The organism is Sphingomonas sp. 66-10 (genome assembly GCF_001897045.1).
In the GTDB taxonomy this organism is placed as follows: Bacteria; Pseudomonadota; Alphaproteobacteria; order Sphingomonadales; family Sphingomonadaceae; genus Sphingomonas; species Sphingomonas lycopersici.
Window position 1 is genome coordinate 83,282 of sequence record NZ_MKRR01000160.1, and the last position, 13,342, is coordinate 96,623.

A 13,342-nucleotide genomic window follows, 5' to 3' on the forward strand; every position below is an offset into this window, starting at 1 on the left:
GCCACTCGTCACCCCGAAGATCACCCCTACCGTCGCCAGATCGAGATCGAAGGCGCGGATGAAATAGGCCGGCGAGAATTGCAGCATGCCATAGGTCGCGACCGACGCGAGGGTCAGGCCGAAGATCATGTTGCGCACGTCCGACTGGCGCAGCAGCGATCGCGTCACCGCGGCCAGCTCGGCGAATTCCTCGCCCCGGTCGATCGGCCCCGGCGCCGCTACGGGCACATTATCGGCATCGAGCGCGCCCCGCACCGGCTCGCGGATCACCGCGCGGATCAGCAGCGCGACGACCACCCCGGGGATGCCGACCGCGATGAAGGCGATGCGCCAGCCGAAATGCTTCGCCACCCAGCCGCCGAGCGCCGCGCCGATCATCGTCCCGATCGCGCCGCCGAGCATATAGATGCCGATCGCCGAAGCGCGGCGGTTGGGCGGATAATAATCGGCGATCAGCGAAAAGGCCGGCGGCGACAGCCCCGCCTCGCCCACCCCGACCCCGATCCGCGCGAGCAGCAATTGGGTGTAATTGCCCGCGACGCCGCATGCGGCGGTGAACCCCGACCAGACGACCATCGCGATCGAGATGATCGATACGCGATGCCACCGTTCGGCGAGCCGCGCGACGGGCAACCCGAGCACCGAATAGAGGACCGCGAAGGCGAACCCGCCGAGCAGGCCGAGCTCGGCATCGCTCAGCTTCATGTCGATCTTGATCGCCTGGCCGACGATCGCGATCATCGTGCGATCGAGGATGTTGAACGCATAGGCCAGCACGAGCAGCGCGAGCACGCCATGCGCGTAAAGCCGTGACGGCGCGGCATCCCCCGCGCGCGGGATGCGGCCGGTCACCACCGCCCCCGCGCCGCGGCGCCCCTGCTCCCGGCAGGACATGCCCGTGCCAACATCCCGTGCTCTCCCGATGATATTTATTTAGAATGCTAAGCATTCATCAGGAGCAAGGCAAGCCCGTCACTCGTGTGAACTTCGTGAACTTTGGCGCTTCAAACGCCGTCATGCCGGGCTCGGCCCGGCATCCAGAGCCACAAGCACAATCGCCCGTCACTCTGGATGCCGGATCAAGTCCGGCATGACGATGTAACGGAGCGTCAGCGCCCCGCGATCATTGCGCCGACTTGCCGGCGTCGAGATGATCCCAGTTGATGATCGCGTTGAAGCCGAGGAAATAGCTCCCCTGCGTCTGCCAGCGCCAGAAGGGCCGCAGCGCATAGAGCACCATATGCCCCTTGCCCTGCGGCACATCGACCAGCAGCGCATTGTTCTGCAACGCCTCGCCGCCGCTGAGCATCCCGCTGAGCAGGATATCGTCGGCCTTGGCCGGGAAGGACATCACGACGCGCGGGTGCTGGGTCGGCTCGGCGCCGCCCGTCCGCGACACCGGCAGTGCCGAGCCGAACGGCGAATTGGGCACATCGGCATTGGCGGGCTTGGCCGCCTTCGCCTGCTCCGGCTCCCACGGCGAGATATGCGCCGGGGTCTCGTTCGGGGTCACCTTTTGCGCGATGTTGCTGCCCGGCGCATTGGGATCGAAATAGGCCATCCCGCGCCCCGCGCCGCCGACCTTGAGCACCGGCGTCTGCGAGAAATAGACCGGCATCTCGCCCCCGGCATAGCCGTAAGCGAGCGGGCTGGCCTTGTCCTTGAACACCCCGCGCATCACCGCGCCCTTGGTATAGAGCTTGGGCGTCTCGGCGACGCTCACCCCGGCGGCGATGCCATATTGCGCGAGCATCTCGACGGTCGATCCGTCGCCGATCAGCGTCCCGCCCTGCTCGACGAACTTCTTCAATTCGGCGAGCCCGTCGGCGCCCAATCCGCCGCGGATATCGTCGGCCGAATCGAGCGTGCCGAGGTTCGGGGTCAGCGCGCTTTTCTTGTACGGGATCGGCTTGGTGCCGTTCATCGCCACCCCGACCACCTGATCCTGCGCCGACGAGCCGACGTTGGGATAGACGATCACGTCATACTTGGCGCGCAGCCCGCCCGCCCGCGCCTTGATGTCGGCGAAATAGGTGTACGGAATCCCGTAATGATCGAACGCCGCGCGCCACCAGCCCTCGTCCTGGGTGCGCAGCCAGGAGTGCATGTAGCCGATCCGCGGCACGCTGAGCGCGTGGCTCGCCACCGACGGGACCGCGCCGACCGCCTCGGCCGACAGCCCGAGATCGGCGACGACCTTCTCCACCTCGGCGCGGTTCGCCGCGGGGAGGATGAAGGTGCCCGCGGCATATTTGCGGCCGCCGACCTCGAACGGCGCCTCGGCCGCGAGCATCTTCGTCTTGGCGAGGCGGAAGCGGAACGAGACCAGTTCGTTGTCGCCGCTGTGGTTGACGAGGATCACCGGGCCGCTGCCCGAAACCACGCCCCTCGGCCGCACATCGTCCGCCAGCAAGGTCAGCGGCTGGTTGAACACCCCCGGATCCTTGACCGTCTTGACCGTCAGGTTGCGCAGATACTGCATCGTCCAGCCGGTATCGTCATAGGGACGCGGGTTGGCGACGGGATAATTCTGCACGCCGAGATACATGTCGACGAGCGTGCGATACGGCTGGTCGGCGCGGATGACATAATCGCCCGCCGCGACATTGACCCCGCCGGCGGTGAACGGCGCCCCCGCGACGCTGATCTCAACGCCCTGCTGGCGCAGCCCGTTGACCATATCGACGACGTTGAGTCTGGCGGTCTGCGCCGCCGGGATCACCCAGGCGTTGATGTCGCCGGTGCGCCCGATATCGACCGCGTTCTTGTTCTTGATCCAGTAATTCTCGAGATAGGTTTCGCGATCGGTCGCCACCTTGTTGAGCGCGAACAGGATCGCCGATTCCTGGATATTGGTGTTGTTGCGCGGCCCCCAGTCGATCGTCGGCAGCGGCGGATTGGGGCGGAACCATTCGCGGCTCGTCACCGACGGCGGCAGCTTGAGCCCCTTCTGGATATCGGGGCCATAGCTCTGCACTTCGTAGAAGCGCCCGAAGCTGTTGTGGGTCACCGCGATCCAGAACAGGTAGTTGGGCACCCAGCCGTCGTAGAAACCGTAGGTGAACACCCCGGGGACGTTGCGCTTGGTCATCTCCATCACTTCGGTCTCGGCCAGCAGCCACCATTCGTTGCTGGCGATCGGATCGAGCGAGGGATTGTACGGCCCCGTCCCGGTCGAGACGTACAGATAGGATTGCGCCTCGTGCAGATCGTGGAGCACCGTCGGGTGCCATTCGAGCGTGCCCTTGGTCAGCGCCTGGGTGAGCCTGAGATATTGCCCCATGCCGTCGCGGTTATTGTCGTGCGCGACATATTTGCCCCAATACATCATCGGCGGGCGGGGATTGCCGGTCTTCTTGCCGTAATAATAAGTGTCGACCATCTTGTCGCGCCCGTCGACTTCGAGGACGGGGGTGATGAAGGTCACCATATTGTTGCGGATTTTCTGGATGAAGGGGGTCTCCTCCACGGCGAGGCGATAGGCCAGCTCGATCAGCATCTGCGGCCCGCCGGTTTCGGGCGAGTGGATGCCGCTGGTGATCCAGTAGAGCGGCTTGGCGGTCTTGATCAGCTTGCGCGCCTCGGCCTCGCTCGTCCGCCGCGAATCCCCGAGCGCGGCGAGCGCCGCCTTGTTCATGTCGAGATTCTTGAGCGTCTCCTCGTCGGCGATCGCGATCACGACGATATCGCGGCCTTCCTCCGATTTGCCCACCGTCCAGAATTTGACGCGCGGCGAGGTACGCGCCAGTTCCTTGTAATAGCGTGCGATATCGCCCGAATATTCGAGCTCGCCGGGCTTGCCCGGAATCCGCCCGAAGAATTTGAGCGGCGACGGCACGGTGTCCGACGCGGGCATATGATCGACCAGCTCGGTGGTGAAGCGCTTGTCGACCAGATATTCGTTGATCAGCCGGCCATATTCCTCGTCCTGCCGCTGGACGGCCGCCGGCGCGTCGGCGGCGGGCGCCGCCTGTGCGGTGGCGACGGTGGGCACCGCGGCGGTGCTCGCGAGCAGGGCGAAGGTGACGATCCTCGGCGTGCGCATGTCTATGATCCTATCGGAACCTGTGGGAGGAAATCGGGTGGATGCCGCGGCTCAGCGCAGCATCTGCCCGTCACGCTTGAACACTTCGCCACCCTTCATCACGAACCGCACGCGCTGCAGCTCGGTGATGTCGGCCAGCGGATCGCCCTTCACCGCGATGATATCGGCATAGCGCCCGGGCTGGACCGAGCCGATGTCATTGGGCGCGCCGATCAGCTCGGCGGCGTTGCGGGTGGCGGTGAAGATCGCCTCCATCGGCGGCAGCCCGGCCTTGACCAGCAGCGCGAATTCCTCCGCCTTCTCGCGGCGCGAGCTCGCCGACTGATCGGTGCCGAACGCGATCTTCACCCCGGCGCGATAGGCGCGGCCGGCGTTGCCGATCATCGTCGGGGTCACCGCCTTGGCCTTGTCCGCCACAGTCGGCGGCAACAGCTCGGGATGATTGACCGCGACCTGATAGATTTCGTCCGCGACCAGCAAGGTCGGCACGAGGAAGGTGCCGTGCTCCTTCATCAACTTATAGCTTTCGGCATCCGAATAGGTGCCGTGCTCGATCGAATCGACCCCGGCGAGGATCGCATGATCGATCGCCTTCTTGCCGTGGGCATGCGCGCCGACCTTGAGATCGAGGCTGTGCGCGGTCTCGACCGCGGCCTTCATCTCGGCGTCGGTCATCGTCATGACATTGGGATCGTCGCCGATCGAGCCGACCCCCCCCGAGGGCATCAGCTTGATGACATTGGCGCCGCGCCGGCGGTGCAGCCGCACCTGCTCGGCGGCGGATTCGGGGCCGTTGACGATGCCGGATTCGCTGTCGGGCATGTCGAGCCCGGGGCGCAGCCCGTTGTTGCGATCCGAATGCCCGCCAGTCGCGCCGAGCGGCTGCATCGCGGTCCACAGCCGCGGGCCGACCACCTTGTTCGCGGCGATCGCGCGCTGCAGCGCCGGGCCTTCGTACAGCCCCGACCCCATGTCGCGCACCGTGGTGAAGCCCCAGCCCAATTCGGTCCGGGCATTGACCACCGCGTTGATCACCGAATCGCCCTCGGTATCGAAGAAGCGCGCGAGCGGGCGGCGATCGCCGGTGCTGGAGATATGATCGTGGCTTTCGATCAGCCCGGGGAGCACGGTCGCGTCGGAAAGGTCGATCACCTCGGCCCCGGCGGGCGTCACGAACCCCTTCTGCACCCCGGTGATACGATCGTCGCGGATCAGGATCGACATCTTGTCGAGCGGCTTGGCCGACACGCCGTCGATCAGATGCCCGGCATGGATCACGACATCCTTCGCCTGAGCGACATAGGCGCCGAGACCCGCGGCGATCGTCAACGCCGCGGCGGCGCAACGATAGGCAACACGCGCTTTCATGCAGTTCTCCCCCTGAATTTACGTCGGAATCTCGACCCTACGCCGGGGCCGGACACCCGCGCGGCACGGCCCCGAATTTCATTTGTTACTATGTTTTGTTATCTAATTACCTTCCCGCGTGACGATGTCAAACGGCACGACAACGCCGTGCCCGCTGCCAAGAAAAATCGGCTATTGAACGGGTTGCGCAAAAGGGAGCGCGGTATCGCACGGTTGCGCGATCGGCGACCAATAGAATACTAAGTTTCTCTCGGCCCCAAGAACGGCCGGACGATAAGGGAGAGCAGGATGGCCGCACCGGATGACATATGCCTGCGCGGCGGGGTCGCCACATTCGGCGCGCAATTGCGCCGCGGCGAACTCACATCGCGCGATCTGACGCTGGCGTTTCTCGATCGCATCGACCGCCTCGACCCCGGCCTCCGCAGCTATGCGCGGGTGATGCGCGACGACGCGCTCGCTGACGCCGAATGCGCCGACCGCGAAATCGCGGCGGGGCTCGATCGCGGCGCGCTCCACGGCATCCCGGTCGCGATCAAGGACCTGATCGACATCGCCGACGCGCCGACGCTCGCCGGCATGCCGTTCCGCGCCGACCATAAGGCCGCGCGCGACGCGACGATCGTCGCCCGGCTGCGTCGCGCCGGCGCGGTGATCCTCGGCAAGCTGTCGATGACCGAGGGGGCGACGATCCTCCACCACCCGCATGTCCCCGCGCCGGTCAACCCGTGGCGCGCAGGGCATTCGTCGGGCTTTTCATCGAGCGGGTCGGGGGTCGCGGTCGCCGCGCGGCTGTGCGTCGCCGCGCTGGGATCGGATACCGGCGGGTCGGTGCGCATTCCCTCGGCGTTCAACGGGGTCACCGGCGTCAAGACCACATGGGGCCGGGTGAGCCGCGACGGCGTGTGGCCGCTGGTCGAGGCGCTCGACACGATCGGCCCGATGGCGCGCAGCGCAGCGGATGCCGCGGCGATGCTCGGCGCGATCGCGGGTGCCGATCCGCACGACCCCACCGCCGCACCCGCGCCGGTGCCCGATTATCGGCGCGCGCTGGACGAGGGCGTCGACGGGCTGACGATCGGGGTCGACTGGGATCGCATCGAGCGCGAATGCGATCCTCCGGTGATCACGGCCCTGCGCCACACCGCAGACATGCTCGTCGCGGCGGGCGCTCGGCTCCGCGCGGTTACGCTGCCGGCAACCCATACCGCGGCGTTCGGCGCGATCCTCACCGCGGGGGTCGCCGATGCGCATCGCGAAACCTTCCCCACGCATGCCGCCTCTTACGGCCCGGGGCTGGCGGCGATGCTCGCCTCGGCGACCGAACTCGAAGCGCGCGATGTCGCGGCGGCGATGAATGCGGCTGATCGCTATACCGGGCAGATCAACGCGCTGTTCGAGGGTATCGATCTGCTGCTGGTGCCGGCCTTGCCCTATCCCGCGCCGCCCGCTGCCGTGCTCGAAGCGACGTTGCTCGCCGGGGGCGAGGCGTTCGAGCGGTTCTTCCTCTATACCTTGCCGTTCAACATCTCACGCCACCCGACGATCACCTTTCCCGCCGGGTTCAGCGACGACGGCCTGCCGTGCGCGGCGCAACTGGTCGGCGCGCATTTCAGCGAATCGACGCTGCTGCGCGCCGCGCATCGATTCCAGTCGATGACCGACTGGCATACGCGGCATCCAGCGATCGGTTAACTGCTCCTCCCCTCCCTTGAACAAGGGTGGGTCGGGGGTGGGTTGGCCCCGCGAGGCAGCGTCGCGCGCGCCTCATACCCACCCCACCCCCAGCCCCTCCCTTCACCAGGGAGGGGAGCAGGGTATCAGGACGCCAGAGCGATCGCCTTTTCCTCGTCGGACAGATTGAGCAGCCGCCAGTCCTCGCCCTTGGGGAGCATCCCCTCGAACGACATCAGCCCGCCCGCCGGCACGCGCGGTTCGACGGTGCCGATCGCGGGTTCGCCGCGCGCCACCGCCTGCGCCGCGCGATACATCTGGGTGCGGAAGGTGAAGATCGCCTTGTCGCTCGATCCCAGCCGATCCTCGCTGCGATCGGCGATCGGCCCCATCGATTCCCACATCGCCATATCCTGCGTCGGGATGCCATAGATGCCGGTGAAATCCCCCGCCTTCATCGCAGCGCGATCCTGGAGATAATCATTGTCGGCGTTGCGGCGCTTGCGGAAGGTCAACGGCTCGACATCCTTGCCGATCTCCGCCCCGCAGAAGCGCCGCCACGCATCCTGCGCGATGCCTTTCTCCGGGTGCCAGGCGATCCAGTAGAACATCGTGTTCACGTCATCGATCGGCACCAGCATCTGGCTGAGATGATATTGGTCGGTCGACGGGATGTGGACGGTGAACGGCGCGACGAACAACGTCATCCGCACATAATCCTGCTTGTCCGCATCGACGATCGGGGTGCGGATCGCGACATAGCGGAAGCCGAACGGGGTCTTCTGCACCTCGAGCCGCGGCGCTTTGTCGGCCGAGGGCCGCAGCCACGCGCTGTCGGTCGCGGTCGAGCCCGCCACGGTCGCGGTCGGCATGTTGGTCGAATGCAGGCTCGAACTATGCGCCGAATCGATCGATCCTTCGAGCACCTGCGCCCAGTTGCACGCGGCATGCATCTTGACGATGCTGATCTTGTCGGCCGGCGCCTTGGCCCAATTGGGCGGGTCGAATGGCGTCACCGCCGCGGCGTCGCCCATCCACACCCACACGAACCCGCCCGCCTCGTGGACGGGATAGGCCCTGGCCTTCATCGTCTGGCGCAAGGCGGCGTCGATCGGCTCGGACGACATGTCGACCGCATTGCCTTCCACGTCGAACTTCCAGCCGTGATAGAGGCAGCGCAGCCCGCATTCCTCGTTGCGCCCGAAAGCGAGCGAGGCGCGGCGGTGCGGGCATTGCTCGTCGAGCGCGCCGACCCTCCCGTCGCTGTCGCGGAACACCACGATATTCTCGCCGAGCAGCCGCACCCGCAGCGGCGTGCAATCGGGCGCGGCGACCTCCTCGATCATGCACGCCGGCAGCCAGTGCTGGCGCATCAGCCGGCCCATCGGCGCCGCGCCCTCGACTCGGCACAACAGATCGTTCTGTTCCGGCGTCATCCTCTCATTCCCCTTCGAATCCCGCGGAAATCCGCGCTCCATTGAAAATACTTTTATATCGAAGTATTATTTGGTTCAAGGCGGGGAGAGGGCGCAATGGACAGGATCAGGCTGGGGGTGGTCGGGCTGGGACGCGGCTTCATGCTCACCTTGCCCGCGCTGACGGGCGACGAGCGGATCGTGCTGGCGGGGGCGTTCGATCCGCGTGCCGAGGCGCGCGAACGCTTCATGCAGGAGTTCGACGCCCCCGCCTTTCCGACCCTGGGGGCGATGCTCGGCGCGCCGGATATCGATGCGCTCTATATCGCCTCGCCGCACGAACATCATGCCGCGCAGGCGATCGCCGCGATCAAGGCGGGCAAGCATGTGCTGGTCGAAAAGCCGATGGCGGTCACCGTCGCCGATTGCGCGGCGATGGCGGAGGCGGCGCGCCGCTTCGATCGCGTGCTGGTGGTCGGGCCGAGCCACGGGTTCGACGCGCCGGTGCGCGCCGCCGCCGCTCTGATCGCCTCGGGCGATCATGGCGCGCTGCGCCAGATCCTGACCTTCAACTTCACCGATTTCGTCTATCGCCCGCGCCGCGCGGAGGAGCTCGATGCGGCGCGCGGCGGCGGGGTGATATTCAGCCAGGGCGCGCATCAGATCGATGTCGTGCGGCGGCTCGCGGGGCAACCGATCCGCACGGTCCGCGCGGTCGCCGGCAATTGGGACGAAACGCGCCCGAGCGACGGCGCCTATACCGCGCTGCTGGCGTTCGAGCACGGCGCGGCGGCGTCGCTGACCTATAGCGGCTATGCGCATTACGACAGCGACGAACTGACCGGCTGGATCGGCGAACTCGGCCGCCCCAAGGCACCCACGGCACATGCCGACGCACGGCGTACGCTCGCGCGGGACGAAGCGGCGGCGAAGCTCGCGCGCACCTATGGCAACGGCGCGCCGCCCCCACCCGCGCCGCACCACGAGCATTTCGGGTTCGTGCTGGCGAGCTGCGAGCGCGCCGACATCCGGCTAACCCCGACTGGCCTCGCGCTCTACGCCGATCACGCGCACGAATGGCGCCCGCTCGATCCCCCGGCGGTGCCGCGTCGGGCGGTGATCGACGAATTCGTCGCCGCGATCCACCGTACGAGCGCGCCGATCCACGACGGGCGCTGGGGGCTCGAAACGATGGCCGCCTGCGCCGCGTTGATCGAATCGAGCCGCCGCGGGACCGATATCTTCCCCGCCACGATCATCCACGACGCGCTGGAGCAGATTGCCCTATGAGCCGCCTTCCCCTTTCCTTTGCCTGCTGGAATTACGACCGTACCGAGGCGCTGCAGACCGGACGGGTGCGCCCCGACGGGATCGACCTCAATTTCCAGGCGCTCGACGTGGAAGAGACCTTCTTCCGCATGCTGCGCCACCGCGAGTTCGACGTCGCCGAGCTCTCGCTCTCTTCCTATTGCGTGACATTGGGGCGCGACGACCCGCCGTTCGTCGCGATCCCGGTATTCCCGTCGCGCTTCTTCCGCCACTCATGCATCTTCGTGTCGAAGGCGAGCGGGATCGAGACGCCGAGCGACCTCGTCGGCAAGCGCGTCGGGGTGCCCGAATATCAGATGACCGCGCCGGTGTGGATCCGCGGCATCCTCAGCGACGAATATGGCATCGACCCCGCTTCGGTCACCTATGTCACCGGCGGCGAGGAGGAGCCAGGGCGCGAGGAAAAATTGAAGCTCGATCTGCCGCCGCGGTTCAGGGTCGAGGCGATCGGCCCGACCCAGACGCTCGCGCGGATGCTGGCGGACGGCGAGATCGACGCGCTCCACACCGCGCGCGCGCCGTCGACCTTCTACAGCGAGCCCGACAAGGTCGCGCGGCTGTTCCCCGATTTCGTGCCGATCGAGAAAGCCTATTATGCGCACACCGGGATTTTCCCGATCATGCACGTCGTCGCGATCCGCCGCGAAATCTACGAGCGGCACCGCTGGATCGCGCGGTCACTCTATACCGCCTTCGTCGCGGCGCAGCGGCTGAGCTACGACCAGTTGCGCGTCTCTGCCTCGCTGAAGACGATGCTGCCGTGGCAGATCGCCGCGGTGGAAGACACGATCGCGACGATGGGGCCGGACTGGTGGCCGTATGGCATCGAGCGCAACCGGCAGGTGATCGAGACCTTCGCGCGCTACCACCACGAACAGGGCCTGTCGCCGCGGCGGCTGACGATCGAGGAGATGTTCGCGCCGGAGACCTTCGCCGAATTCAGGATTTGACGGTGTCGTTAACCCCGTTCGGGCTGAGCCTGTCGGAGCCCTGCGCTTTCTTCCGAAGAAGGGCAGCCCTTCGACAAGCTCAGGGCGAACGGGTGGCCTAAAGCCTCGCCCTATTCCGGCAGATCATCCGCCAGATTGCGCGTCACCTGCGCAAGCAGTTCGCGCAGCAGCGCCACCCGCTCGGGCGACATATCGCGCACCGCCAGTTCGTTGACCGCGGCGACGTGCGGCAGGAGCTGCGGCTCCAGCGCGCGCGCCTTTTGCGTCAGGTGGATATGCACGCGCCGGCGATCGGTGCGGCTTTGTTCGCGGCGCACCAGCCCCTTCTTTTCCATCCCGTTGATCGCCGCCACCGCCGCCGGCTCGTTGAGCCCGGCGCGGCGGCTGAGCTCGCGCTGGGTCACCCCGTCCTCCGCCCAGAGCGCGCGGAGGAAGCGCCACTGCCCCGCGGTCACGCCATAGGGCAGCGTCCGCCGCTCGAGCGAGCGGGTGAAGGCGCGGAACGCCATTCGCGTGAGATAGCCGATGCTGTTCGACGTCTCGGCGTAGAAAGCGACCGGATGCATGTTCGTGCCCAAGGGAACCTCCCGCCCGTTGCGGCCGGGCGCTGGCCAATCGACAGCAAGTATCTTAGCAGCCTAAGGACAAGATTATAGGCCAAGAGTGGATGACAGCATGAAAATCGGCATGATCGCGGCGTTCACCGCGCTTCCCGGCAAGGCCGAGGCATTGCTGCAGGCGCTGCGCGACAATGTCGCCTTCGTGCGCGAGCGCGAGCCCGATCTGCGCTGTGACATCTTCGTCGCCGAGGATGACGCGCACAAGATCTCGCTGGTCGAAGTCTATGCCTCGCAGGCGGCATATGATCTCCACCGCAACGCGGCTTATGGCGCCGACCTGCTCGCGCGCGTCCAGCCGCATATGGACGGCTGGCCGAGCGGCGCGCGCTTCCGCGTCGACGACTAGGCCCTAATCAGCCGCTTGCCTCCACCCCCGAAAAGACGATACTAGTTAGGAAACTAACAATACCGCGAAGACGGAGGGGTAGGATGATGAACGCAGCCACATTGCGGCGCTGGGCGATCGTGTCGAGCGCGCTGGCGCCACTCACCGCACAGGCGCAGGAGGCGCCCCCCGCCGCCCCGGCGGAGGCGCAGGCGGCGGGCGACATCATCGTCACCGCGCAGCGCCGCGAGCAGCGGCTGCAGGACGTGCCGGTCGCGGTCACCGCATTCGGCGCCGATCAGCTCAAGAGCAACAATATCGAATCCGTCCAGGATATCGCCACCCGCACCCCCGGGCTCAGCATCGGCCAGGTCGATCCGATCAACCAGAATTTCTCGATGCGCGGGATCGGCAGCGCCTCCGGGATCAGCCAGAATGCCGGCGGCGACGCCTCGGTGGTGGTGTTCGTCGACGGGGTCTACGCCGGGCGCGGCGGGATTCCCGATCTCGATTCGCTCGATCTCGAACGCGTCGAGGTGCTGCGCGGGCCGCAGGGCACGTTGTTCGGCAAGAATGCGATCGGCGGGCTGGTCCAGTTCGTCAGCCGGCGGCCCTCGGCCGACCCTTCCTTCCACATCGAGGGCGGCTACGGCAATTACAACCGCTACAGCATCCTGGCCTATGGCAATACGCCGATCACCGACACGACCTTCCTGTCGGTCGGCTTCTCGCACAAGCAGCGCGACGGGTTTGAATATAACGAGACCACCGGCAATCGCGTCAACAACGAGAATCTGACCACCGGGCGCGTCGCGCTGCGCTTCGTCCCCACCGACGCGCTCGATATCGTGCTGCGCGCCGACTGGGCCGATCAGAACCAGCTCGGCAATCCGCGCCACAACAATTGCAACACCGCCTTTGCCGGCGGGGTGCATTGCGCCGGGATCAACCCCGATCCGCGCACCGTCAACGCTTATACCGACGGCTATATCAAGCGCTTCATCCAAACCTATAGCGCGGAGATCAATTATGATACGCCGCTCGGCAAACTCACCTCGGTCACCGCGGTGCGCAAGGTTGATTTCCGTTTCCTGACCCCGTTCTTCAGCAACCCGGTCAACCCGCCCAACCAGATCGAATCGACCGATTTCGGGCATGAGTGGGACAATCAGCTGAGCCAGGAACTGCGGCTGGCGTTCAACGCCTTCGGCAACAAGCTCCACGGCCAGACCGGCATCTATTATCTGCGCGAGCACAATAACCGGATCGAGGGGCAGATCCAGGATTTCGCCACCCCGGCGATCAGCGGCACCGCGATCTATCCGCAATATGCCCGCGCGCGCAGCTTCGCTTTGTTCGGGCAGGTCGATTATGACATCCTCCCGACCCTAACCGCCACCGTCGGCGCGCGGATGACGTGGGAGCATAAGGAAGGCGAGTTCGCCGGCTATAAGGTCAGCGGCCCCGGCTTGCCGCCGCCGCTGGGTTCGCTCGCCGGCTATGACGTCCACGGCGCCAAGAGCTGGAAGGCATTCACCCCGCGCTTCGCGCTCAACTGGAAGGTGACGCCGGACGTGATGCTCTACGGCTCGGTCGCGCGCGGCTATAAGAGCGGC

General features: G+C 66.3%; 10 protein-coding genes (1 of these 10 only partly in view). 5 read left to right on the forward strand and 5 right to left on the reverse strand.

Going from position 1 to position 13,342, the window contains the following annotated elements:
* From BGN95_RS27295 to BGN95_RS25210, 3 genes are all read right to left on the reverse strand, one after another.
* A protein-coding gene (locus BGN95_RS27295) for a spinster family MFS transporter (protein ID WP_502688354.1) crosses the window boundary here: on the reverse strand, window positions 1–894 show its 5' portion. 552 nt of this gene lie to the left of the window's left edge; the window shows 894 of its 1,446 coding nt (coding positions 1–894); its start codon is at window positions 892–894; the stop codon falls past the left edge of the window.
* Window positions 895–1,123: 229 nt separating this feature from the next.
* Window positions 1,124–4,045, reverse strand: a complete 2,922-nt coding sequence (locus tag BGN95_RS25205) for a M14 family zinc carboxypeptidase (protein ID WP_286774378.1) — start codon at window positions 4,043–4,045, stop codon at window positions 1,124–1,126.
* 51 nt (window positions 4,046–4,096) lie between these two features.
* Window positions 4,097–5,413 (reverse strand): metal-dependent hydrolase family protein, encoded by a 1,317-nt coding sequence (locus BGN95_RS25210; RefSeq protein ID WP_286774379.1) that lies wholly within the window; start codon window positions 5,411–5,413, stop codon window positions 4,097–4,099.
* A 288-nt stretch (window positions 5,414–5,701) separates the two neighbouring features.
* Here BGN95_RS25210 and BGN95_RS25215 point away from each other — a divergent pair, with 288 nt between their 5' ends.
* Complete coding sequence (locus tag BGN95_RS25215) at window positions 5,702–7,108, forward strand: amidase (protein ID WP_286774380.1); 1,407 nt, start codon at window positions 5,702–5,704, stop codon at window positions 7,106–7,108.
* A 125-nt stretch (window positions 7,109–7,233) separates the two neighbouring features.
* Here BGN95_RS25215 and BGN95_RS25220 read toward each other — a convergent pair whose 3' ends face one another.
* Window positions 7,234–8,523: a Rieske 2Fe-2S domain-containing protein gene (locus BGN95_RS25220; RefSeq protein WP_286774381.1), complete on the reverse strand. Its 1,290-nt coding sequence runs from the start codon at window positions 8,521–8,523 to the stop codon at window positions 7,234–7,236.
* A gap of 96 nt (window positions 8,524–8,619) precedes the next feature.
* On the opposite strand from BGN95_RS25220, the gene BGN95_RS25225 reads away from it, so the two are divergent.
* Both BGN95_RS25225 and BGN95_RS25230 read left to right on the forward strand, forming a co-directional pair.
* Window positions 8,620–9,792, forward strand: coding sequence for a Gfo/Idh/MocA family protein (locus BGN95_RS25225; protein ID WP_286774382.1), 1,173 nt, complete (start codon window positions 8,620–8,622; stop codon window positions 9,790–9,792).
* Window positions 9,789–10,781, forward strand: coding sequence for an ABC transporter substrate-binding protein (locus tag BGN95_RS25230; RefSeq protein WP_286774383.1), 993 nt, complete (start codon window positions 9,789–9,791; stop codon window positions 10,779–10,781). Before BGN95_RS25225 ends, BGN95_RS25230 begins: the two co-directional genes overlap by 4 nt.
* Before the next feature lie 110 nt (window positions 10,782–10,891).
* Here BGN95_RS25230 and BGN95_RS25235 read toward each other — a convergent pair whose 3' ends face one another.
* Window positions 10,892–11,359, reverse strand: coding sequence for a MarR family winged helix-turn-helix transcriptional regulator (locus tag BGN95_RS25235; protein WP_265272003.1), 468 nt, complete (start codon window positions 11,357–11,359; stop codon window positions 10,892–10,894).
* Between the two features lie 97 nt (window positions 11,360–11,456).
* On the opposite strand from BGN95_RS25235, the gene BGN95_RS25240 reads away from it, so the two are divergent.
* On the forward strand, window positions 11,457–11,747 hold the full coding sequence (locus tag BGN95_RS25240; RefSeq protein WP_286774384.1) for a putative quinol monooxygenase: 291 nt from the start codon (window positions 11,457–11,459) through the stop codon (window positions 11,745–11,747).
* Between the two features lie 83 nt (window positions 11,748–11,830).
* The coding region (locus tag BGN95_RS25245; protein WP_286774385.1) for a TonB-dependent receptor at window positions 11,831–13,342 on the forward strand (1,512 nt) is incomplete at its 3' end.